Below are 20,091 nucleotides of genomic sequence, written 5' to 3' on the forward strand. Positions count from 1 at the left end.
GTGCTCGTGGCGCACCCTCGCCTGCGCCACTGACAATCGACGGAGGCCGACACCGTGATCCGGTCATTCCGAGCGGGCCGGGCAGCAGCCAGACGATGGCGCCACCGGGGGCAGTTGACCTGGGACAAAGCCGGGAGAAAGGATTCTCGACCGCGGCGGCCGCCGCCCGGAATCAAGGGCCCGCCAATGTGGCTTGATCTGACTTCCGGCCGGATGACCTTCCGGGGTGCCAGGCCGCGAGCGGGTACGACGACAGCTAGCATCGGCACCTTCGACACGGCATCCGTCCCCGCGCGAGGCCTCAAGGAGAGACATGCCCTTTCCGCCCCGCGCCTCCGGGACGGTAGTTACTGCGTGGCATGGCCGTGGCGTGCTCGGGGCAGTGGTTCTGGATCAGTTCCGAGAGTTGGGAAGGGTCCGCTCGATCCGGGGCGTTTCACTGCTTCCAGTCGGGCCATTCGGTCGCTGCTCGATCTATCGGGGCGACCCGCTCGTCACGTCGCGGGGTGACCGCTCGTCACGTCGCCTCAGAACGTGTCCGCCCTGGCCGTGTGCGCCGCGGTGAACCGCTCGGCGGCCTCCCACAGCTCCCCTTCGCGCTGCGGGTCGTAGGACTCCTGCGACGAACGCTCCACACGGCTGCGGTCGACGTAGGAGCTGGTCGGCGCATGGGTCGTGCCGAGGACGACGTCGGCGAGGTATCGGCCAGCGGCACTGCGGCTGGTGGCGAACGGGGTGAGGGTCATCACCGGCATGATGTGGCGCATCGCGAACCGGGAGACGGGTCCTGCGTTGCGGGCGAGGCCGGTGCCGGGGACGAACCCCGGGTTGTAGGCGACGGCGTCGATCCCGGCCGGCAGGCGGCGCGCGTACTCGTGAACCAGGTAGATCGCGGCCAGCTTGCTCGTCGAGTACGCGGTGCGCCCGCCGGCCGCGGTGTCCGGCTTGGGGAAGGCGCCCGTGCGGGCGAGGACGCCCGGGGACTTCCAGGCCGGGCCGGGCACCATGCCCATGTTGTGCTTGAAGTCGCCGAAGTGGGTGTCGCTGGCGGTGATCACGATCCGGGCGGGAGCGGTGAAGCGGTCCTGGAGCAGTCGGACGAACAGGTGGTTGGCGAGCACGTTGATGGCGAAGGTGGCCTCGAACCCGTCGGGGCTCTCGGTCAGCGCGTTCGTGTACTGCATGCCGGCGTTGCCCACGAAGCCGCGCAGCGGCGGCAGATCACAGCGGTCGAGCCGGTCGCGGATCTCGCCGGCAGCCGAGCGGACGCTGGCCAGCGAGGCGAGGTCCGCCGAGACGTGCGAGACCGTGTGCCCGCCCGCGCCGAGCTCCGCAGCGAGCTGCGCGCCGGAGGAGCCACGGGCCACGACCACGAGGTGCGCGTCCGGCGACTTGCGCAGGATGTGATCCGCGGCGACGCGGCCGATCCCGCGGCTCGCGCCCGTCATCACGATGGTGTGCTCCATGGAAGGCTCCTCAACTGGTCAACCGATGTCACCCGGCTCGGGCGCATTTCCACGTTCGCCGGTGGCACCACCGCCAACCAGTGCCGTCCCCGTCACTAGGACTGGCAGTACCCAGGCTCATCCGGCGCCGCGCGGGGAGAATGAGCCCATGGCTTCCTCCCCCTCCGATTTCGCCGCACTCCTGCGCGCCTGGCGCGACCGGCTGTCCCCGGCCGACGCCGGCTTCACGATGACGGACGGCCGTCGCGCCCCGGGGCTGCGCCGCGAGGAGCTCGCACAGCTGGCCGGCCTCTCCGTCGACTACGTCCTGCGCCTGGAACAGGGACGCGCGAAGAACCCCTCGGCCCAAGTCGTCGGCGCCCTCGCCCGGGCCCTTCAGCTCTCCCGCGCCGAGCGCGACCAGCTGTACCGCAGCGCCGGGCTCCTGCCGCCCCAGGACGGGACGGTCAGCACGCATGTGCCCCCAGGCATCCAACGGCTCGCTTCGCGCCTGGGCGACGTACCGATCGGGGTGTTCACCGCGGACTGGACCCTGGTGTGGTGGAACACCACGTGGAGCGCCCTGCACGGCGACCCCGCCGTCCTTCCGGCCGGAGAACGGAACCTCGCCCGTGCGCTCTTCGGCAACGGCGCCGCACATGCCTCGATGCTTCCCGTCCAATCCGAGCGCGGACAGGACGCCTTCGCGGAGTCGATCGTCGCCGACCTCAAGGACGCCATGTCCCGCTATCCCAAGGACGCCCAGCTCGATCGTCTCGTGCAGGAACTGCGCGAAGTATCCGATGCCTTCGCCCATCACTGGGCCACACAGACGGCCGCCGCCCAGCACACGACGGACCGCAAGACGATCCGGCATCCGGAGATCGGCGACATCCTGCTCGACTGCGACGTCCTCATCGTCCCCGGCGCGGACCTGCGCATGGTCACCTACACGGCAGCGAGCGGAAGCAGCGATGCGGGGAGGCTGGACCTTCTTCGCGTCACAGGCGGCCGTACTGCCACCGCGCTCCCCTGACCGGCGGCGGCTACTGAGCGGGCTCGCCACGCCGGATGGGCGGAACTCACCGCTGGCGCCGCCCCCCGTACCGCGCCCCTCAGTTCGCTCAGGGCGTCGAAGCGGGAGGTCTTCAACTCCATGGCTGCCGATACCGGTTGACGGGCCACACTGATGTGAATCGATGCGGCCAGCCTCACGACGATGCGTCGGTGCAACGCCGCGCGGCCTCAACGGGCCGGGCCAAGCAGTGAGATCGGCCGTGCCCCAGGTAGCCGGGCGCGCGTCCTCGGCGAACTGGGGGTCCTCAACCGGCGTTGTCGGTGCGGGCTGGCACGATGACGCTCATGAGTAAGGTCATCAACTTCAACACCGCCGACCAGGCCCACGTCGTCGCCTTTGTGGACGCCGGTGGGCTCACAGCCCAGCAGCAGCGCACCCTGGGCATCATCCGCGAGGAGGCTCGCGCCAAGCAGCGTGACCTCGACCGGCAAGGAGTCGACTGGGGTCTGACTGTCCCCGAAGCCCTGGAGCACCTGATAGCCGGACGGGCCGACTCGGATGCCGAATGCGCGGGCAACGCCTACTACACCGCCCTGCAGAAGATCATCGACTGCACCGGGTCCGACTCCAACACCCTGGGCAGCTACTCCAGCCCGTCCACCTTCTTCGGCCTGCTGGACAAGGAACTCACGCAGGCTGGCGTGCCCCGGGACCTGCTGCCCTCCGACTTTCTGTATGCCGGGCCGCCCGAGCAGATCCCCTTCTACATCCCCTCCCCCGTCGACGGATCCCCGGAGATCGGCCGCTGGCCGCTCGCCAAGGCCAAGCCCGCGGCCGACGCGTACCGCGCGGTCCTGGACCGGATCGATCCGGACTTCCGCTACGACCTCAACGAGCTCATCAAGGAGCTGGACAACGAGGACGAGAACTGGCGCGAGATGCAAGACGTCGACTGGTACACGCAAGACACGATCTTCTTCTCCATCGTCGGCTGACCCCGCCCGGTACGGGCGAGGCCTTCGCCACACACCGGGCGTCGGAGACGGACCGCGACCCGGCTAGGAGTAGACGACAGACAGCTCCTTGTCCGGGTCGCGCATCTCCCGGCGCGGTACGTTCTCGCGGCCCGCAGCCCGGTCTCCGCGGTCTCTGTAGAGTGCGGAAATGACAAGAAGCGAGCGGCTCGCGGAGCAGTTGGACCGGCACTGGCGCAAGAACCTGCGGCCGCGGCTGGACGGTCTTGCCGATGAGGAGTACTTCTGGGAGCCGGTGCGCGGCTGCTGGAGCATCCGCCCACGTGGCAGGTCGGCCACACCGATGTCGGCAGGTTCGGGTGAGTGGACGATGGACTTCGCGTCCCCTGACCCGGTGCCTGCGCCGGTGACCACGATTGCCTGGCGGCTGGCGCACATCATCGTCTCGTGCCTGGGCTATCGGGTCGGATGGCACTTCGGCGGCCAGGACGTCGACTCCCAGACATTCGCCTACGCGGGGACCGCTGACGAGGCGCTGAAACAGCTCGACGAGATGTACGGGAGATGGAACGCGGGGGTCCGCGAACTCTCGGACGCCGACCTGGAGAATCCGCCCACGGTGGGTCCCGAGCGGATTCCCATGGAGGTCATCGTCCAGCACGTCAACAGGGAGCTGATCCATCACGGCGCCGAGATTTCCCTGCTGCGCGACCTCTACCGCTGGCAGGACGGAGTCGTACCGCGCCGAATATGACGTTTCGGTAATCGGCGATCGAGCTTCGGACATGCAGGTAGAAGGATCAGTCCGCAGCGGTCGAACGCGATGTTCTCGCAGTGGGTCTACGGGATTCACCGGCGGGTACGAACAGGGGCGCCGTGGCGGGGCATTCCACGCTCTCGGAAGTCGGCCAGAACGCTGTGGTGGAAGCCGGGGGCCATCCAACTCCACGATCAGCACGGCATCTTCGCGAACCGCTTGCGTGGAAGGAGTGCGAGCTTCGGGCCGACGTGGCTGACGATGCGACCGGCCGCGGACTTCTTCAACACACCGAACAGCGGGGCCAGTTGCCGTAACCCCAGGGTTGATCCTGGGCGCCGGGCAAGCAAGGGGGTACGAGATGGGCCTGATGCTCTTCCCAGGTGACGACGACGTGGCGAGCCCAGATGTCTCCTGGTCTTACACCGGCTTCAGCATGTTCAGGAAATGGCTGGCGCAGGCCGAGGGGTTCTCGCTCGCCGAGATGGACGGCTTCGGCGGGGATCGCCCGTGGTCCAGCGTCTCCACCACGCTGGCGCCACTACTCAACCACCCAGACGACGAGGGCGACCTCACCCCTGCTCAATGCGCGGCGATGTTGCCGCGACTGGAGACAATTCTCAACCAACGTCAGCCCGACAACAGTGACCCCGTCTTCCGGCGGCGAAGCGAAGACGTCAGTGAGTTGGTCACTGTCCTGCGGATCTGCGTGGACAAGGACGTTGAGCTCATCTTCGGCTAGCTCAAACACGGAACGACCCAGAACCGGGCAGCAGCACTACATGAAGCCTCAACCGCGTTTCACGTTGGCCGCGACCACTCTTGATGCACCGAACCCCCATGAGCTGGCGCAGTTCTATCAGGGCATGCTCGGTTGGCCGGTACGGAAGGAAGAACCGGGCTGGGTCGAGATCGCAGCGCCCGACGGCAGTGCCGGACTGTCATTCCAGACGGAGCCGCTCTTCACACGTCCGCAGTGGCCTTCCACACGGTCGGAGCAGCAGATGATGATGCACCTGGACATCGAGGTGGACGATCTGTCGGCGGCCGTCGAGCACGCTCTCGCTCTTGGAGCAACCGTGGCGGACTGCCAGCCTCAGGCCGACGTACGCGTCCTGTTCGACCCAGCGGGCCACCCGTTCTACCTCTTCGCACGCACCGACCCGAGCGCCTGACAGACTTACCAGGGGAAACGCGCCCATGCGTGCGAGCCAGTCACTTGCCGTACTGGAAACTTGCCTCTTTCCGTACTGGAAACTCGCCGCTACTCTTTCCGTCATGGAAACTAACGGGGTACGACTGACGCCAGAGCAGGCCCGCTCCGCACTGGCCGACACCGAGCACGTCCGGGCCTCCGCCGCAGCGCTGTCGGCCACACCGTGGCCGAACTGGTTCTTCATCACGCTTACGCTCTACGTTGCCGCGCTCCCGATCACCTACGGAGGCGTCATGGCCGACTCGGAGTGGCTACTGCCGGGTCCCGCCTGGATAGGCATCATGTTGGCGATCACCGCGGTGTACGGGGCGCTCTTCGCCGTCGCGGCCAAGGCTTGGCGTAACAAGACCGGGGTGGCGCTGCGGTTGGACGTGCTGCCGAAGCGGGCGACCGTGCCGCTCGCGGTCGGCCTGCCCGTGCTGGTGGTGGGGTCAGCATTCGCGTTCCGCGTCACTGGACGGCCGGTGTGGCTGATCGCAGCCTCGCTGATCAGTGCCGCGGTGTCCGTCGGCTTCCACCTTGCCTTCGTCCGGCTGCACCGGAAGTCCGCATGAGCGCCGAAACCCACGACCCTCTGGAGGGTTTTGACACCACCATTCACGCCCCGAACCGGCTGCGCATCTGCGCCCTCCTGGACACCGCGGGCGAGGCGGAGTTCGGCCTGGTCCAAGAGCAACTCGCCCTCTCCGCCTCCGCGCTGAGCAAGCACGTCACCGTACTGATGGACACCGGCTACGTCGGGCAACGCAAGGCCGTCCGCGACACCCGGCAGCGCGTCTGGCTTCACCTGACCCGGCGAGGCCGGGATGCCTACCAGGGGCACCTTGCGGCGCTGCGGGCGATAGTCGGGCCGTCGAATCCGGCTCTCTGATCACGATCGGCGGCCAGCAGCGGCCTGATCTCTCCGATGTCGGGGATCAGGTCGAGTGCCTGCGGGTAGCCACTCATGCCTCGGGGTCGCGCAGGCCGACGCAGTCAAAGGCCCAGAAGAGCTCTGAGTACACGAAGGTGCCCGTCATCCACGGCTCGTGAGCGGACAACCGGGCGACCTGGAAGGCGGCTTCAGGGATACGCAGCGACGGCGAACGGAAGCCCACCGCGCTGGCACCCTCGAAGCCGCGCGTGCCGTAGTAGCGCGGTGAACCCTCCAGGAATACCAACGGCACACCTTGGTTGTCGGCCGCCTCGAGGGCGTACGCGATGAGCTGCGTACCGATGCCCTGACGCTGGAACTCCGGGACCACGCCCAGCGGTGACAGCGACAGAACGTCCACGATCCGGCGCGGAGCGTCCAACCGCGTCGCGCTCAGCAGGACATGCCCGACGACCCGGTCATCAACGGTGGCGACGAAGGACATCGGCGCCAACGCAGCCTCCGCGACGCGAAGTGCCTCCACGAGTCCGGGCACCCGCACGCTGTCACCGAAGGCGCGCGTATGAACCTCGCGCACGTCTCGGTGATCGTCAGCGGTCTCTTCCCGGATCACCAGCCCGGCACCTTCGGAAGCGGTCCGGGAGCCTTCAGGCGCATCGTGTGACGTCATGGCCGCGAGGGTAGATCGCGGAGCGGCTCGTGCGCGAGGCAATTGCGCACCAGGCCGTCACCCCACCGGAGTGGGCGCCTCGAAGGACTGCTGGCGTCTCTTCCAGTCGTCCGCGCTCCACTCGCGAACGGCCGCATCGCGAGAGCGGCGCCCTCTTCGCAGGGGGCGCCTCAGGTACCCAGGTTATCGACGGCTGCAGGCTTCCTGCTGCGGGACAGACACGTGCTGCCCACTCGCAGCACCCAAGGGCAGCGGCGTCAGTCGTGCGGGAGCAGGGAGCCGAGCGGACCCAGGTCGAGATTGAGGTCTTCGCGACGCAGTCCATGACGCTCGCAAAGATCGGTCATGCGTTCGTCGAGGAGCATGAGCGCGGTCCCGACTCTTTCCTCTTGTTCGTCGGTGAGGTCTCCGGCGTCGAACCGGCGCACGGCTTGACGCTCCATCAGCTGACGGAGCAATTCGACCACGGTGAGGACAAGGGAGGCCAGGTCGCGGCCGACCGCGTCGGGATCGAGGTCCAATCGCGCGCTCGCGCTCACAGCGGCCCTCCGTCCGCCCACGGCGCTGGGACACGCTCACTCACCGACGCCAGCAGCGCGTGCAGCGAGATCCGTACCAATGGCACCTCTGCGATGGCGATGACGAGGTCGCCGCTGACCACGACTCCGGTGGCGAGCACCCGGTCGAGGAGGTCCACGAGTGGCACACCGATAGGGGCGCCGCTGTCCGGGCCCTGCCAGGCGACAGGTTGGGCGGCTGTGTGCGGGCTCATGCGCGGCTCCCTACGACATCGGGCCGGCCCTGGCCGTCGGGCCGGCCCTGGCCGTTGGGCCGGCCGCCGCCTTGCCGCTGGGCATGTGATGGGGCGGTCTCTTCCGTGGGGGAGGCCGCGTCCACAAACGAGTAGGGCACCCACGGCCCGGTGGCTTCCACCTCGCAGCCCTCGAATTCGGGTGCGGCCCGCAGACGATCGAGGAGCGCGAGGAGTTCCACGCCCCTCTGCTCGGCAACCAGATAAGCGGCGTTCATGATCTGAGTGCGGCCACGGCCGACGATCTCGGCGCTGTGCGGTCTGCGGCGCACTGTCGCATCCGCGACCGAGAGGACGGCACGGTCCAGCAACTCGGCAGCGTCCAGCGCGCGTTGCCGACGGTCGTCCCGTTCCTGGCCGCGCTCGCGCAATCGGGCCAGGTAGGCCCGGCCGCTGGGTGAGGGCGTTTCGTCGTCTTGCGCCGAGGACTTTTGCGGGCTCTGCGGCGACTGCGCCCGGGGGGCGAGCAGATTGACCTTCACCGCCCACTCGTACCGGCCCGTGATCCGGTCCAGAGTGCTTTCGAAACACGGCCCGTTGGCCACCAAGGCGGCCCGACTCCGTTCCTCGGAGTGATACAGCGTGGCCAGCGGAAGCGGGATCGCGCCGCCCCGCGCAGCAAAGGCGGTCACCACTGCGTGATGGTCCCGTACGCAGCGCTCCAGCGTCGCGGGGTCGGACAGCCGCTCGCGCAGTGCCGCTTCGGAGTAGTCGTGGACCGGAACGTCCTGGACCACGGCCCACAGAGCGCCGGCCGGAACCAGTCGCAGAGGGCCGCCGCCTTCGTGGCCCGCCAGGTCGGGGGGCAGCGCCGGGCCGTGGCCTCGTCGGACGGCGAACACACACACGGCGTACGCGGGGGTGGGCGCTGTTGCCATCAGTGGGACTTCTCCTTCATCCGTTCGGTCGCGGCGGTCTGTCGTCGGCGGGAGTGAGTTCTTCCAGTTGTGCGCGCAGCCGCCGGTTTTCCTCGCGGAGGTCGTCGCGGGCGGCGCTCGATGACAGGGCCGGGTCCGTCTCCCACCAGTCGATGCCGGCCTTGCGCGCGGTGTCCACGGAGGCGATGAACAGCCGGAGCCGGATGGTGAGCAACTCGATGTCGAGCAGGTCGATCTTGATGTCTCCGGCGATGACGATGCCTTTGTCCAGCACTCGTTCGAGGATGTCGGCGAGGCTTCCATCAGGGGGACGGGAAAGGTCCGATGCCGGAGGTGAGGAGCGCCAGGTGTCGAGGTCGTCCATGGAGCCGGTCACCGCCTTCGGGCGGATCGGGCGCGGGGTCGCCCGCCGTCCTCATCGCCCTCATCGTCCTGGTCCTCCGGGACATCCTCGTGGGCCTCCTGGTCGTACTCCTCGTCGTCGTACTCCTCGTCCTCGGCGTCATCCTCGTACTCCGAATCGGCGTCGTCGTCCCCGCCCTCGTCGTCGTAGTCGTCGTCCTCCAGGCCCTCCTCGTGGGTGCGGACGACCTCACCGTCCCAGATCTCACCGCGCCAGCCCTCCACCTCTTCGTCCGCATTGAGCGTCACGTAGCGGGCGAAGTGCTTGAGGTCGAGTCGCAGACGACGGCCCTGAGCACGCCAGAGGTTGCCGGTCTTCTCGAAGAATCCGGCGGGGTAGTACTCGACGACCACTACGACACGGGTCAGCGTCGGGGCAAGCTCGTGGAAACTGACGGCCCCCCGGGTGCTCCCCTTGCTGCCTTCCGACGTCCAGACGATCCGTTCGTCGGGCACCTGTTCCTGAACCGTCGCCTTCCAACTCCTGCTGGACGGACCGACCTTCACCTTCCAGTCCGAACTCACGTCGTCGTCGGACATCGAGACGCTGCGGACGCCCTTGGTGAAACTGCTGAACTCCTCGTACTGAGTCCACTGGTCGTAGACGGTTCGCAGCGGGACACCCACGTCGATCGTCTCGACGATATTGGTGACCTTGGTGTCACCGGTGCCCCGGCCACCGCCCGAGGAGAATAGGTCCTTCGCCTTACCGACGACGCTGTCCTTGAGGTCTTTGGCCTTCTCCGCCGCAACGGCCTTCACAGGCGAGTCCCCTGACAGCATCCGGCCGCCCGCCCCTGGGAGTGACCCGCCATTGTCCGCCACGTCCTGCAGTTTGTCGGTGAGACCACTCAGCGCGTCACCCAACCGGTCAGTCAGGTGTTGTGCCTGAGCATCGAGAAAGTCGGTGAGCCCATCACGCAGCCGGTCCATGCCAGACTCGCCGCCGCTGCCGGCGCTGTTCTTCCGTTCGGCCATGGCCGGTCAGCTCCTCTGCCTCGAACGCGACGTCGCTTTGCCACTCGACCTCTTGGCGGCACCGGTCTTCTTCGCCGTTGTCTTCTTCGCCGTTGTCTTCTTCGTTGCGGACTTCTTCGTTGCGGACTTCTTCGCCGCGGACTTCTTCGCCGCTGTCTTCTTTGCGGAGGTCGACTTCTTCGCGGGGGATGTCTTCTTCGCGGGGGATGTCTTCTTCGCGGGGGTGGCCTTCTTCGCCGGGGCTTTCCTTGCCGCCGTCTTCTTGCCGGGAGAGGACTTCTTCGCTGCTGCACTCTTCTTGGCTGAGGCAGTCTTCTTGGCCGAGGCAGCCTTCTTGCCCGCAGAAGACTTCTTCACCGCTGGAGAATCCGACCCTTTTTTCCTGCCCTTGGGGCCTTCGCGTTCAGTACGCGCTATCGCGGTCTTCTTGCCCTGAGATTTCTTCCCAGCCGGCCTCGGGGCCGAGCGTTCGCGACCCCCGCTCCGGCGCGGCGTCGATCGACGTTCCGTGTGGCGACGCGGGCGTCGGCGTGGGTGATCGTCACGGCTGGTGGCGCTGTCACGACGACGTGAGGTCCGGCTTCGAGACGGGGCCGGCGGCTCCTCGTCGCTTTCCTCATCTTCCTCATCGCCGTCTACGTCATCGGCCTCATCGTCATACCGCGCGTCCTGCTCATCCCAGTCCTCGTCCTGCTCATCGTCGTACTCATCCTGCTCCCGCGACGAGCGCAGGGTCTGTGTGCGCTCGGCAAGTCTGTCCGTGAAAGAGGACAGTTGACGACCAGCCGCAGCGGACATCGCGGCCCGCCCCGCATCCATCAGCTCGCCCCTGACCTGTTCACTGAGATCAGCGAATTGTGGTGACTCACGCAGCCGTTGGGCACCCTGTCTGAGCAGTTCCTGCGGCGAGAGGCCGAACTTGCGACCCGCGAGATACGAGCCGACGGCGAAAGCGAGCTTTGCCTTTTTCGTACGTCCTAGGAGGTACCCCCCGGCTACTGCTGCGCCGAGAGCGATTCGGTTTCGTTCATTCATCAGGAACTTCCCGTGAGTCGAGGCTGACGCAGCCGCCCACAGCGTCAGGAGGCCGGTCGGTAAGGACGACGTTCCAACAAGTCGAGCAAGTGCTCCTCTTCGCGTTCGAACTGGTCGAGATCGATGTCACCCTGGTCCAAGGCTTCGTTGAGGGCAGCGAGCCGAGCTCTCACGGCGTCCGGGGAATACAACTCGGCTTCCGCCGCCTCGATCAGCCGGTCCGCGACCCAGCCGACCCCGCGGATCGGCGCCAGCGGGAGCAGCAGGATGCCGCTGATCAACCCCATGTCACGCGCCTACAGGTACAGCTTCGGCGCTCACGAAGCTGTAACAAGGCAAGGGGCCGGTGAGCGTCAGTGTGATTCGTCCACGGCATCGGGTTGCGAGCAGATCAACGGCCCTACGGAAAGCGGTCTCGGCGCTTTGCGGCACAAGGAAGGAGACGTTCATGGCCCCTGCGGCGCTTTCGCGCCCTTCGCGCATCTCAGCTGCCAAGGGGCGAAGTTCGGCCACCACGTCGACGGCCGCCTGCTCCGCTCGGCGTTGCAGTGCACCGGCGACGGCTTCGCCCAGGCGCACGTTCGCCTCGTAGCCCGGGCGCCGCCGGGTCGTCTCGCGCAGCGCGCGCAGGCCGGCGTCCTCGCCCAACAGATCGGGCAGGGCCTCCGGCACGCACTCTCCTTTGAGGTTCCACTCGGCCTTGCCCTCCAGCCGTGTCAGCGCGGCGAGATGGGCCTCCCGGGCGGAGTCAAGGCCGGCCAGGACAGTCTCCTCATCGGGGGCGATCACGCCGAAGCGCATCGGCAGGACGGAACCGTGCTGGGCGAGCACGCCGAGCACGTCCTGATGAGCGCTCAAGTCGCGCCGCCGAGCACGCGGACGCCCAGCCACCCGGCTCACGACGGCCGCCAGACCGTCTTGGCTCAGCACTGACACCACGGCGTTCTCGTCGCCGACAGCCCGGCAGTGGCGTGCGTGTGCGGCGGTCCCGGGGGCACTGATGGCATACACGTACAGGCCGGGCGGGCCGGAGGGTGTGGGCACGGTTAGTCCTCTTCGTCTTCGTCACGGCGCCGTGCGCGAGGGCGCTGACCGGCACGAGATGTGGAGCGGGAACGGGAGGTCGAGCGGGAGGGGGCACTGCGGCGCGGGCGGCTCGTCTCGCGCTCTTCTTCTTCGTCGTCGTCCTCGTCAGAACCGGCGTCCAGACCCAGGGTGTCCTTGACCTTGTCGCCAACGGAACGTGCGGCCTTCTTGGCGCCGACCTTGCCCACCGTGGCCGCGCCGCCCCCGAAGAGTTCCGGGACGGTCTTGGTACGAGAATCGTGTTCGAGGTCGAGGCGATTGCATGCCTCTGCGAAGCGGAGGTACGTGTCGACGGACGCGATGACGATTCTCGCGTCGATCTTCAGGATCTCGATGCCGACCAGTGAGACCCGGACGAAGACGTCGATGACCATGCCGCGGTCGAGTATGAGTTCCAGGACGTCGTAGAGCGTGCCCGCCCGGGGCGCGCAAGGGACGACGTCCTCACTGTAGGTGGTGGTCATGAAAGAGCCTGCTCCTCTCGAGGGCGCAGAAGGTGCGCCTCAGCTGTCCGCCCAGCCGCGTCGGTAGCGGCGGACTCTGCGGTACTGCGTCAGGCGTCCGTGCGCGTCCAGATCCACCTCGTAGGTGGCCAGGAGACTGGTGGTGTCGGGGATTCGAGCCACCTCCAGCACATCCACGCTGACCCGCCAGCCATCGCTCTCGTTCGGGCAGACGGCCGACACACCCTCAGCCCGGTGACCGATGAGCTCGGTCAGCGTCCGGCATGCCTCGCCGACCAGTTCCCGCAGGTCCACGGCGCCGTGCTCGTCGCCGCGCTTCGCCGACCGTCGGGGGGCGGCGGCCTGGGTGCGTCGTGAGCGCTCGGTCATGCGACCACTCTTGAAGGCCCGGTCCTCGATGGCACGGGCTGATAGACCGAACAGGTGCCGAGGTGCCGAGGTGCCGCAGGGCAACGTGCCCCTGGCCGATAGCCGAACGGAGAAGGCACGGGGGGGCACAGGAGCGGGAAGGCCGCCGTGGTCGTCAGGGCCGGGACGGCTGTGGGGATGCTAGGTGCATCGCGGGCAGCGGCGGCGGGGCAGTGCACGGGGTTGCGACGGCGGCCTCGCGGTGGCCGACGCCTCGCATCCGGCGCCCGACACCCCGACTCGAACGCCCACCATCCGCGCCGGCAAGACCCCTGGCGGATGCTGCAGCCGCGGGCCTGGCTCACCAACGCGCCTTGCGTGAAACGCGACATGAGCAAGCCAAGCCCGTCACGTGCGACCACGACCGCTGCCTCTGACAAAAGCGGTTGATCGTGAGGCGGCTCGGGCCAGAGTATGGGGAGCGATGAGCCGCGGTCGTGGACCGTGCCGGGCGAAGTGCGGCGGTCTGACAGCGAGTCCAAGGATGCATGACATGTGCGCGTGTCTGCTTCGCCGCACGGAGCAGACCCAACGTAGGAGCTGCACTTGGCCACCGTGAGAACCGCAGACACCCGGCCCGCCATCGACGCCGCACTGGCCAGACGCCTGGTGGATACACAGTTTCCCCAGTGGGCCGGGGTGCCTCTGGAAGTGGTCGACCCAGCCGGTTCGGACCATGTGATCTACCGCCTGGGCCAAGACCTCTCTGTCCGGTTGCCGTGCCACGCTGGGGCCATGGGGCAGGCCACGAAGGAAGCTGAGTGGCTGCCCCGGCTCGCCCCGCACCTGCCCCTGGCCGTTCCGACACCGGTGCAGGTAGGCGTGCCCGCCTTCGGTTACCCGTGGCGTTGGGCGGTGTCCCGCTGGTTGGACGGCGAGGTGGCGACTGCCGAGGCGTTGGCAGACTCTTCCGCGGCCGCTGTCGAACTGGCTGGGTTCCTCACCGCTCTTCAGCAGTTTGCGCCCGAGGGGCTGTTCGAAGAGGCCCGCGATGACCTGATCGTCCAGCCGCTTGCCGAGCGAGACCGCGCGACACGGGCCGCCATCGCGAAGATCGGCAGCACGTTCGACGCCGCAGCCATGACCGAGCTGTGGGACGCGGCGATGAATGCCCCTGGATGGAATCGTTCGCCGGTCTGGTGCCACGGCGACTTCCACACCGGCAACCTACTGACCACCGACGGTCGTCTCAGCGCAGTCATTGACTTCGGCGGCCTCGCCATCGGCGACCCTGCCTGCGACCTCACCATCGCCTTCACTCTGATGTCAGCCCAGAGCCGGGCCGTCTTCCGCGCCTGCCTGGACGTGGACGACGCCACCTGGCTTCGAGGCCGCGGCTGGGCCTTGGCTACCGGCCTCAACGCTTACACGTCCTACGCCGCCGTCAATCCCCGGGTTGCTGCGGCTACCACCCGCCAGATCAACGAGGCTCTCATAGGCTAACTGGCCCCAACAAACAAGCCGTTGGACGTGTCGGTGGGTGATCAGGCAGAGGGCGATGCCACGAGGAAGGCTGTCCAGGCCGGCGCCGTGTGGCTCAACCTCGTTTCGCGATCAGGGCATCCCGCTCTCGGTGACGCTCATCGGCGGCAACCTTGGGCGACGTCACCCAGCTCCTGCCCCTGTTCGACAAGTTCTCGGCGATCGCGGGCCCCTTTTGGGCCCACGCCGAGCGTCCCTCAACATCACGCCAGGGCGAGCCTGTTCTCACTGAGCCGGAGGGTAGGAGATACGTTGAATCCCGAGAACGCCAAGGCACATCAGCTGGACTGGCATAACACGTGGGACCGTAGACCCTATGTCGTCGATCACCTTGCGGCGTGAGGTAAGCGGTATGCCGTAAGCGGTAAGCGAGGAACGTCGAGCACTGGGAACCGCGAACCGCCCAGCCGAGACGAGCATCGCTGTGGCTTGGCCCGCGGTGCTGGTGAGGTCGTGAAGTCGGGCACCCGCTCTCACGGCTGAGCTGTTTTCGAAGCTACTGATTCGGCAACTCCACGGTGAACGCCGGCCCTTCGGAGTCGGCGAAGTAGCTGACCCTGCCGCCCTTGCGGCCAACGTCGAGCACCAGCTTCCCGGACCTCGATTGACCAGGCTCGTACATCGTGTCCAGGGTCATGTTCTCCTGGATCTCCAGCGTCGTAGCGTCCTGCGCGGCGGTCTTCTCGTCCTCCCATTGCATGGCGCCGTACGTCGAGATCGTGCCGGGCACCTTGCCAACATTCTTGATCGTCAGCGTGAGTAGGACGTACTGCCCGTGGGCGGGCTCGTCCGTGCCGACGTCCGTCGGCGTTGCGTACTTCGCAGAGTCGACCGTGACCTTCATGCGCGCCTTGGCCGACGCGTCTTTCATGTCAACGATCGTGAACTCTCCGCTCTCGCCGACACTCAATGTGGGAGCGGATGCCGCAGGCGTCTGGGGCGACTCCGCCTTTTCGCCGACCTCCACCTTCTCGAAGTCCGCGGATGCGGTGGCAGGCTTCTTCGGCTCGGTCTTGGCAGACGAGTCCTTCGAATCCGAGCATCCTGTGACGAGTACGGATGCGAGGGCGAGGGGCGTCGTCAGCAAAACGGCACGACGAATGTAGGTGCGCATAGCGATCCCCCCATACAAAAGCGGCCTCCCCAGACCGCACAAGGAAGTGAGCGTAATGCATGAGGCCGGGAGCAGGAGGCGCTAGGGCGCGGCAGAGGGGCAACAAGATGCTCAAGCCCGCCTTCTTCCTGTCTGCGTTCGCGGTCCTGTCCGACACCGGATCGAGGGCCTACTACGACAAGGAGATCGCTCAGGGAAGCACTGCACCCAGGCCCTCCTCCGCCTCGCGAGACGACGAGCCGACGTGCTTTTCGCCATGCTCCGCGACGGCACCTTCTACGACCCCGACCGATCCCGACGGGTTGGCGGAAGCCTCGGCCTTGCCCATCGGCGTTCAGGTGGTTACTCGCTGGAGCGATCGCAGAGTCGTCCTCTACCCGAGCCTGAGCATCGACTCGGCGACCTCACCAACCGCCGCATCGGGGATCGCAGTGGCGGTCTCCTTGAGGACGAGCAGCTGCGCCCCGGGGACTGCGCGGGCGATCGCCTCGCCGTTGCCGACGGGGAAGAACCGGTCGCGGCGGCCGTGGACGACGAGCGTGGGGACCTCGATCTCGGGCAGGCGCTCGCGCCAGCGAGGTGCGCAGTCAAGCTTGGAGAACACCATGCCCATCTGGTTGGCCATCTGGACCGGGGGTGCGGTGCCGGGCGTGCGGTCCCAGATGCGCGCGGCGATCGCGCGCGCGGCGACGGGGTCGTCGCCTCGGATCTCCGCGCCGGCGGCGGCGAACTCCGCCACCGCCTCGCGGTCGCTCCAGTCGGGCATCGGATGCGCGAACAGGCGGCTCATCGCCGCCTGGTCATGGTCGGGGAGGTCATCATCGGGCGGGCCGGGCGCGACCGCGCGGGTGCCGACCAGGGTGAGCGCCGAGAACGCGCCCGGGTGATCGAGCACGGCCACCTGGGCGACCATCCCGCCGACGCCGATCCCCGCGAGGTGCGCGGGACCGCCGCCGAGCGCCTCGGCAAGGGCCGCCGCATCGGCGGCGAGGTCGCGCAGGGTGTAGGCGGGCGCCTGCGGGTCCTGCGTCGTCGATTCCCCGCTATCGCGGAGGTCGTAGCGCACCACGCGGCGCCCGCCGGCAGCAAGGCGCTCGCACAGCGCGTCGGGCCAGGAGAGCATCGTCGTCCCGCCCGCGAGCAGGACGAGTGGCCCGTCGTCATCACCGAACGACTCGATACCCAAGGTGACCTCATTGGCATTGACGGTGGTCACGTGGGCGGCGCTCCGCCGGTGCCCAGAGCGTTGATCGGGCCCGGGGTCGGGCCCGGGGTCGGGCCCGGGGTCGGGTCCGGTGACGAAGCCGTCGAGGGAGACCGAGATGTCAGCGCTGATTCGAGTCATGCCAGGGCAGATCAGGTCCTCGGCCCAAACTCATCGCTCACGCCCGAAGAGCATGCCGGATACAGCTCGCGTTACAGGGCGCTGTCCACGGTGGCACCGGCTTGAGCCATCCTTCGGAGGAGACTTGGAGGGGCAGTTCCGGCCGCGCTGGACTCCCCCGCGGCCGGTCCCGCCTCGGCCGTGGGCGTCGGTGCAGCGGACGAGCAACTGGGCAACGGGCCCTCGCCCTCTCGCCAATCCCTCATGGGATACGGACATCCAGTGCCCACCGAGGGTGATCGCTGACGCTACGCGTGATCGCTGACGCTACGTCTTGCCGGGACCCCCGCCCCCGAAAGAACCACTGGAACCGGGCGACCAGCGTCGCCGTCTCTGGTCCTCGCTCCGTTTTGACCCTGAAGCGTGCAGGTTCTGCGGCCTCAGCCGCTCGCTCTCGTCCTTGGCCAGTGGGACCTCGTCCGGCTCCCGCATTTCCCGGATCTCATGGACCGGGCCGGACTCCGGCATCTTTGGCTGCTCCTCCCGCCGCGGTGGCCTCGGCTCTCGCCTCCGCACCTTGTTTCCCAGCCAGAAAGCCCAGAGCAGCGCGCCTACAAGGACGAGGCCACCAAGGAAGGCGGCAATCGTCCCGAGGGCGGCGCCAGAGACAGCCAGCTCACGCAGTTCGCCGCTTGCCGTATCCATAACTTTCGATTACCCGGGTATCGGCGATAAAAACTCCCAGTATGCCCGAAATAACCCCTTCCCGTGACCTCCCTTCCCCTAGTCGTACGACGCACGAGATGCTCCAGGACAAGGAGAACGGGATGATCAAGACGCTGCGTAACCCCTGAGTCCGGGAGCCGACCACGACCCACCGGGTGCCTACAGCTGGGCCGCGGGCGGCCAAGAGGAAGGAGCGTCACCACGCCTATGTCGAATTCCACGCAATCCTTGTCAGGACTGACCGCGCTCGTCACGGGAGGATCACGGGGCCTCGGCCTGCTCATGGCCGACGAGCTTGCCGCACGCGGCAGCACGGTGGTCATCGCCGCGCGCGACTCCGAAGAGCTCGCCTCCGCCCAGAAGAAGCTGCGTGCCCGCCGACAAGGCGCCGCCATCCATACCGCGGTCTGTGATGTCCGGGACCAAGAAGCCGTGCACCTCATGTTCCGAGCCGCACACGACACGTGCGGCGGCCCCGACATCGTCATCGCCAATGCCGGGATCATCCAGGTGGCTCCTGTGGAGGCCATCGGGGCCGCAGAGTTCAGGGAGGCCATGGAGACGATGTTCATGGGGGCCGTGCACACCAGCCTCGAGGCACTTCCCTATCTCAGGGAAAGCCCACAGGGCGGGCGACTGGCTCTGATCTCGTCAGTGGGTGGCCTGCTGGGGGTGCCCCACCTACTTCCCTATGCCGGCGCGAAGGCCGCGATCGGCGTACTGGCCGAGGGCCTGCACGCGGAAGCCGCGTCCACCGGTGTGAGCGTGACCGCCGTCTACCCCGGCCTGATGCGGACCGGCTCACATCTTCAGGCCGAATTCGGTGGTGCCTACAGCAGCGAGTACGGCTGGTTCTCGGCACTGGCGGGTGCGCCGGTCATCTCGATGAACGCCCAACGAGCCGCAGAACGCATCGTCAAGGCCGTCGTCCGGCGCCGCACGCGACTGGTCCTGACCCCCGCTGCACGCGCTGCCGACCTGGCCCACGGCCTTGCGCCCGCTGCGGTCACCCGCCTCAATGGCGTGATGGCGCGACTGTTGCCCGGGGCACCTGCGGGGCACCGTCCCGTGCGTCCCGGGAAGGACATCGCGCCGCCCGATGGCGCCCTGAGCAGCCGGTTCCAGGCGTGGGGCAGCGCACTGAACGAACAGGCCGCGGACGCCTACAACGAGCGGGAAACCTGAGGGGTAGCCAGCCACGTGCTCTCCGATGACTGCACGCAAGTCCCGTACTTACGGGGCTCGCTACTGGAGACCACCCGGCTCGCGCTCGCGCGGTCGGGCCCATTTCCTTTCGCAGGATGCTCCGCTGCAACGGCCGCCGGCGGTGGAGTCCACCTTCCAGGGCAGCACCAATGTCGCCCGCAATCCCGCCCTTTGCAGCCCTCACGCCCCCCGGATGCGGGAAGATGAGCGCAGAAGATTTCCGGTAACTCCGCGCTGGTGTCAGTGATGAGATGCCGACACGCGGAGAGGGCTGAGTGCCATGGTCAGAGCAGGGGGTGGCGTGCCTGACGAACCATGCGCGGGTGCTGCCGACCATCTCGCGAGATCCCACCATGCAGTTGCGACGGGTGGCAGCTTTATGCCAGATCACTGAGCGCACGGCCCGAGCCATCGTCGCCGACCTGGAGAAGGCGGGCTACCTGCCCCGCCAACGAGCAGGCGGCCACTTCGCCCCACCGACAGGCTGAGACGGAAGCAGGCATGGAACAAGACGCCGAACCCCGGCTCGTGATTCGCCATGGCCATGCGACCGGGTCCGTCGTGCTGATATGCCTCTTCGGAGAGCTGGACCTCAACACCACGGCTCTGCTGCGCGAGACGATCGTGCAGGTGGTGTCGCGTCCCCGTGAACGCCGCCGCCTGATACTGGACCTGTCCGCGCTCACCCACTGTGACAACGCCGGCCTGTTCACTCTGCTGGGCATCTGCCAGGCGCTGGACGCGGTCGGCATCACGGTCTCCATCGCCTGGACCGGAGACATCGCCGACGCGGCCATCGAGCAGGCAAATCTGCTGGACCGGTTGCCACTGCGCCCGTTCTGAGCCCTCACAGATTTGTTGGCGCGCTCGGAAGAGATCATGCCGTAGAAGGGTCTGGCCGCTCTGATCTGCCGGGCAACTGTCAGTCGCTCACGTAGGCACGCAGGAAGGTGTCAACGGCCGCTTCCGCCGTACCGCGCAGCTCGGCGGCCGGCACACGGCGCGTACCCAGTCGCTGGAGGCGTACATCCAGGGGTGGGCGCGCCACGCCTCCCTCATCCCACAGCTCCAGCAACTCCTCGGCACCCACCAGATCTTGCTCGCCCCCGTCTCCGCTGAGCTGCCCTTCGAGCAGGACGCGGATATCGCGAGCCCCGAGCGCGCAGGCGAACTCGTCGCCGTCATGTGGCCGATGACGGCTTGTCCCCGTCCGGTAGCAGGAC

At 67.6% G+C, this 20,091-nt stretch carries 26 protein-coding genes and 2 pseudogenes; 12 read left to right on the forward strand and 16 right to left on the reverse strand.

Features of this window, described 5'->3' with window-relative positions; all coding sequences use genetic code 11:
* Positions 1 to 527: 527 nt before the first annotated feature.
* On the reverse strand, positions 528 to 1,466 hold the full coding sequence (locus tag E5671_RS04520) for an SDR family NAD(P)-dependent oxidoreductase (RefSeq protein WP_160502551.1): 939 nt from the start codon (positions 1,464 to 1,466) through the stop codon (positions 528 to 530).
* Between the two features lie 148 nt (positions 1,467 to 1,614).
* On the opposite strand from E5671_RS04520, the gene E5671_RS04525 reads away from it, so the two are divergent.
* The 3 genes from E5671_RS04525 (at position 1,615) to E5671_RS04535 (ending at position 4,191) form a co-directional block, all read left to right on the forward strand.
* A complete protein-coding gene (locus E5671_RS04525) occupies positions 1,615 to 2,481 on the forward strand; it encodes a helix-turn-helix transcriptional regulator (protein ID WP_160502552.1) in 867 nt (288 codons plus the stop codon).
* Positions 2,482 to 2,807: 326 nt separating this feature from the next.
* A complete protein-coding gene (locus E5671_RS04530) occupies positions 2,808 to 3,458 on the forward strand; it encodes a DUF7691 family protein (RefSeq protein WP_160502553.1) in 651 nt (216 codons plus the stop codon).
* Positions 3,459 to 3,627: 169 nt separating this feature from the next.
* Positions 3,628 to 4,191 (forward strand): DinB family protein, encoded by a 564-nt coding sequence (locus E5671_RS04535; RefSeq protein WP_160502554.1) that lies wholly within the window; start codon positions 3,628 to 3,630, stop codon positions 4,189 to 4,191.
* 209 nt (positions 4,192 to 4,400) lie between these two features.
* Here E5671_RS04535 and E5671_RS04540 read toward each other — a convergent pair.
* Positions 4,401 to 4,517 (reverse strand): annotated as a pseudogene (locus tag E5671_RS04540) (IS5/IS1182 family transposase); the annotation flags it as partial.
* Between the two features lie 38 nt (positions 4,518 to 4,555).
* Here E5671_RS04540 and E5671_RS04545 point away from each other — a divergent pair.
* The 4 genes from E5671_RS04545 to E5671_RS04560 all read left to right on the forward strand — a co-directional run bounded on the left by E5671_RS04545 (position 4,556) and on the right by E5671_RS04560 (position 6,281).
* Positions 4,556 to 4,936 (forward strand): hypothetical protein, encoded by a 381-nt coding sequence (locus E5671_RS04545; protein ID WP_160502555.1) that lies wholly within the window; start codon positions 4,556 to 4,558, stop codon positions 4,934 to 4,936.
* 40 nt (positions 4,937 to 4,976) lie between these two features.
* Positions 4,977 to 5,369: a VOC family protein gene (locus tag E5671_RS04550; RefSeq protein ID WP_160502556.1), complete on the forward strand. Its 393-nt coding sequence runs from the start codon at positions 4,977 to 4,979 to the stop codon at positions 5,367 to 5,369.
* A gap of 103 nt (positions 5,370 to 5,472) precedes the next feature.
* Complete coding sequence (locus tag E5671_RS04555) at positions 5,473 to 5,964, forward strand: hypothetical protein (RefSeq protein WP_160502557.1); 492 nt, start codon at positions 5,473 to 5,475, stop codon at positions 5,962 to 5,964.
* On the forward strand, positions 5,961 to 6,281 hold the full coding sequence (locus E5671_RS04560; protein WP_160502558.1) for a transcriptional regulator: 321 nt from the start codon (positions 5,961 to 5,963) through the stop codon (positions 6,279 to 6,281). Before E5671_RS04555 ends, E5671_RS04560 begins: the two co-directional genes overlap by 4 nt.
* A gap of 73 nt (positions 6,282 to 6,354) precedes the next feature.
* Here E5671_RS04560 and E5671_RS04565 read toward each other — a convergent pair whose 3' ends face one another.
* From E5671_RS04565 to E5671_RS04590, 6 genes are all read right to left on the reverse strand, one after another.
* Complete coding sequence (locus tag E5671_RS04565; protein ID WP_160509980.1) at positions 6,355 to 6,897, reverse strand: GNAT family N-acetyltransferase; 543 nt, start codon at positions 6,895 to 6,897, stop codon at positions 6,355 to 6,357.
* Between the two features lie 314 nt (positions 6,898 to 7,211).
* Positions 7,212 to 7,493: a gas vesicle protein GvpK gene (locus E5671_RS04570; protein WP_160502559.1), complete on the reverse strand. Its 282-nt coding sequence runs from the start codon at positions 7,491 to 7,493 to the stop codon at positions 7,212 to 7,214.
* Positions 7,490 to 7,726 (reverse strand): gas vesicle protein, encoded by a 237-nt coding sequence (locus E5671_RS04575; RefSeq protein ID WP_160502560.1) that lies wholly within the window; start codon positions 7,724 to 7,726, stop codon positions 7,490 to 7,492. The genes E5671_RS04570 and E5671_RS04575 overlap by 4 nt, the downstream gene beginning before the upstream one ends.
* A complete protein-coding gene (locus tag E5671_RS04580; RefSeq protein WP_160502561.1) occupies positions 7,723 to 8,643 on the reverse strand; it encodes a GvpL/GvpF family gas vesicle protein in 921 nt (306 codons plus the stop codon). Before E5671_RS04580 ends, E5671_RS04575 begins: the two co-directional genes overlap by 4 nt.
* A 16-nt stretch (positions 8,644 to 8,659) precedes the next feature.
* Positions 8,660 to 9,007, reverse strand: coding sequence for a gas vesicle protein (locus E5671_RS04585; RefSeq protein WP_160502562.1), 348 nt, complete (start codon positions 9,005 to 9,007; stop codon positions 8,660 to 8,662).
* An 8-nt stretch (positions 9,008 to 9,015) separates the two neighbouring features.
* Positions 9,016 to 10,023: an SRPBCC family protein gene (locus E5671_RS04590; RefSeq protein WP_160502563.1), complete on the reverse strand. Its 1,008-nt coding sequence runs from the start codon at positions 10,021 to 10,023 to the stop codon at positions 9,016 to 9,018.
* Between E5671_RS04590 and E5671_RS04595 the strand changes: the two genes are divergently transcribed.
* Positions 10,022 to 10,459 (forward strand): hypothetical protein, encoded by a 438-nt coding sequence (locus E5671_RS04595; RefSeq protein ID WP_160502564.1) that lies wholly within the window; start codon positions 10,022 to 10,024, stop codon positions 10,457 to 10,459. The genes E5671_RS04590 and E5671_RS04595 overlap by 2 nt on opposite strands.
* Before the next feature lie 643 nt (positions 10,460 to 11,102).
* On the opposite strand, the gene E5671_RS04600 is transcribed toward E5671_RS04595, so the two are convergent.
* The 4 genes from E5671_RS04600 to gvpO are packed head-to-tail and all read right to left on the reverse strand — an operon-like array spanning position 11,103 to position 12,977.
* Entirely contained in the window at positions 11,103 to 11,345 is a 243-nt protein-coding gene (locus E5671_RS04600) for a gas vesicle protein GvpG (protein ID WP_160502565.1), read from the reverse strand.
* Position 11,346: 1 nt separating this feature from the next.
* Complete coding sequence (locus E5671_RS04605) at positions 11,347 to 12,102, reverse strand: GvpL/GvpF family gas vesicle protein (protein ID WP_160502566.1); 756 nt, start codon at positions 12,100 to 12,102, stop codon at positions 11,347 to 11,349.
* 2 nt (positions 12,103 to 12,104) lie between these two features.
* Entirely contained in the window at positions 12,105 to 12,608 is a 504-nt protein-coding gene (gvpJ, locus tag E5671_RS04610; protein ID WP_160502567.1) for a gas vesicle protein GvpJ, read from the reverse strand.
* Between the two features lie 39 nt (positions 12,609 to 12,647).
* Positions 12,648 to 12,977, reverse strand: coding sequence for a gas vesicle protein GvpO (gene gvpO / locus E5671_RS04615; RefSeq protein ID WP_160502568.1), 330 nt, complete (start codon positions 12,975 to 12,977; stop codon positions 12,648 to 12,650).
* A gap of 585 nt (positions 12,978 to 13,562) precedes the next feature.
* Between gvpO and E5671_RS04620 the strand changes: the two genes are divergently transcribed.
* Entirely contained in the window at positions 13,563 to 14,459 is an 897-nt protein-coding gene (locus tag E5671_RS04620; protein WP_160502569.1) for an aminoglycoside phosphotransferase family protein, read from the forward strand.
* A gap of 535 nt (positions 14,460 to 14,994) precedes the next feature.
* Here the strand turns inward: E5671_RS04620 and E5671_RS04625 are convergent.
* Complete coding sequence (locus E5671_RS04625; protein WP_160502570.1) at positions 14,995 to 15,612, reverse strand: DUF4352 domain-containing protein; 618 nt, start codon at positions 15,610 to 15,612, stop codon at positions 14,995 to 14,997.
* A gap of 92 nt (positions 15,613 to 15,704) precedes the next feature.
* Between E5671_RS04625 and E5671_RS46030 the strand changes: the two are divergent.
* Positions 15,705 to 15,907, forward strand: a pseudogene (locus E5671_RS46030) (IS110 family transposase); the annotation flags it as partial.
* 78 nt (positions 15,908 to 15,985) lie between these two features.
* Here E5671_RS46030 and E5671_RS04635 read toward each other — a convergent pair.
* A complete protein-coding gene (locus E5671_RS04635; RefSeq protein WP_160502571.1) occupies positions 15,986 to 16,828 on the reverse strand; it encodes an alpha/beta fold hydrolase in 843 nt (280 codons plus the stop codon).
* Positions 16,829 to 17,263: 435 nt separating this feature from the next.
* Complete coding sequence (locus E5671_RS46035) at positions 17,264 to 17,641, reverse strand: DUF6479 family protein (protein WP_160502572.1); 378 nt, start codon at positions 17,639 to 17,641, stop codon at positions 17,264 to 17,266.
* 228 nt (positions 17,642 to 17,869) lie between these two features.
* On the opposite strand from E5671_RS46035, the gene E5671_RS04645 reads away from it, so the two are divergent.
* Together E5671_RS04645 and E5671_RS04650 are read left to right on the forward strand one after the other, a co-directional pair.
* The gene (locus tag E5671_RS04645) at positions 17,870 to 18,847 is read left to right on the forward strand and encodes an SDR family NAD(P)-dependent oxidoreductase (RefSeq protein WP_160502573.1); all 978 of its coding nucleotides are present in this window, start codon (positions 17,870 to 17,872) and stop codon (positions 18,845 to 18,847) included.
* A gap of 522 nt (positions 18,848 to 19,369) precedes the next feature.
* A complete protein-coding gene (locus E5671_RS04650) occupies positions 19,370 to 19,711 on the forward strand; it encodes an STAS domain-containing protein (protein ID WP_160502574.1) in 342 nt (113 codons plus the stop codon).
* A 79-nt stretch (positions 19,712 to 19,790) separates the two neighbouring features.
* Here E5671_RS04650 and E5671_RS46930 read toward each other — a convergent pair whose 3' ends face one another.
* Positions 19,791 to 19,916 carry a hypothetical protein gene (locus E5671_RS46930; RefSeq protein ID WP_272902817.1) on the reverse strand — a complete coding sequence of 42 codons (126 nt, stop codon included), beginning with the start codon at positions 19,914 to 19,916 and terminating at the stop codon, positions 19,791 to 19,793.
* Positions 19,917 to 20,091 lie beyond the last annotated feature (175 nt).

Origin of the sequence: Streptomyces sp. BA2, from assembly GCF_009769735.1 — a bacterium.
Lineage (GTDB): Bacteria > Actinomycetota > Actinomycetes > Streptomycetales > Streptomycetaceae > Streptomyces.

What these genes read in the sequence shown, in the direction of transcription:
- gvpO (WP_160502568.1), bottom strand. Translation starts at nt 12,977, where the DNA reads ATGACCGAGCGCTCACGACGCACCCAGGCCGCCGCCCCCCGACGGTCG.
- E5671_RS04650 (WP_160502574.1), top strand. Translation starts at nt 19,370, where the DNA reads ATGGAACAAGACGCCGAACCCCGGCTCGTGATTCGCCATGGCCATGCG.
- E5671_RS04595 (WP_160502564.1), top strand. Translation starts at nt 10,022, where the DNA reads ATGGCCGGTCAGCTCCTCTGCCTCGAACGCGACGTCGCTTTGCCACTC.
- E5671_RS04625 (WP_160502570.1), bottom strand. Translation starts at nt 15,612, where the DNA reads ATGCGCACCTACATTCGTCGTGCCGTTTTGCTGACGACGCCCCTCGCC.
- E5671_RS04590 (WP_160502563.1), bottom strand. Translation starts at nt 10,023, where the DNA reads ATGGCCGAACGGAAGAACAGCGCCGGCAGCGGCGGCGAGTCTGGCATG.
- gvpJ (WP_160502567.1), bottom strand. Translation starts at nt 12,608, where the DNA reads ATGACCACCACCTACAGTGAGGACGTCGTCCCTTGCGCGCCCCGGGCG.
- E5671_RS04575 (WP_160502560.1), bottom strand. Translation starts at nt 7,726, where the DNA reads ATGAGCCCGCACACAGCCGCCCAACCTGTCGCCTGGCAGGGCCCGGAC.
- E5671_RS04645 (WP_160502573.1), top strand. Translation starts at nt 17,870, where the DNA reads ATGTCGAATTCCACGCAATCCTTGTCAGGACTGACCGCGCTCGTCACG.
- E5671_RS04600 (WP_160502565.1), bottom strand. Translation starts at nt 11,345, where the DNA reads ATGGGGTTGATCAGCGGCATCCTGCTGCTCCCGCTGGCGCCGATCCGC.
- E5671_RS04560 (WP_160502558.1), top strand. Translation starts at nt 5,961, where the DNA reads ATGAGCGCCGAAACCCACGACCCTCTGGAGGGTTTTGACACCACCATT.
- E5671_RS04525 (WP_160502552.1), top strand. Translation starts at nt 1,615, where the DNA reads ATGGCTTCCTCCCCCTCCGATTTCGCCGCACTCCTGCGCGCCTGGCGC.
- E5671_RS04530 (WP_160502553.1), top strand. Translation starts at nt 2,808, where the DNA reads ATGAGTAAGGTCATCAACTTCAACACCGCCGACCAGGCCCACGTCGTC.
- E5671_RS46035 (WP_160502572.1), bottom strand. Translation starts at nt 17,641, where the DNA reads ATGGATACGGCAAGCGGCGAACTGCGTGAGCTGGCTGTCTCTGGCGCC.
- E5671_RS04535 (WP_160502554.1), top strand. Translation starts at nt 3,628, where the DNA reads ATGACAAGAAGCGAGCGGCTCGCGGAGCAGTTGGACCGGCACTGGCGC.
- E5671_RS04520 (WP_160502551.1), bottom strand. Translation starts at nt 1,466, where the DNA reads ATGGAGCACACCATCGTGATGACGGGCGCGAGCCGCGGGATCGGCCGC.
- E5671_RS04555 (WP_160502557.1), top strand. Translation starts at nt 5,473, where the DNA reads ATGGAAACTAACGGGGTACGACTGACGCCAGAGCAGGCCCGCTCCGCA.
- E5671_RS04545 (WP_160502555.1), top strand. Translation starts at nt 4,556, where the DNA reads ATGGGCCTGATGCTCTTCCCAGGTGACGACGACGTGGCGAGCCCAGAT.
- E5671_RS04585 (WP_160502562.1), bottom strand. Translation starts at nt 9,007, where the DNA reads ATGGACGACCTCGACACCTGGCGCTCCTCACCTCCGGCATCGGACCTT.
- E5671_RS04550 (WP_160502556.1), top strand. Translation starts at nt 4,977, where the DNA reads ATGAAGCCTCAACCGCGTTTCACGTTGGCCGCGACCACTCTTGATGCA.
- E5671_RS04580 (WP_160502561.1), bottom strand. Translation starts at nt 8,643, where the DNA reads ATGGCAACAGCGCCCACCCCCGCGTACGCCGTGTGTGTGTTCGCCGTC.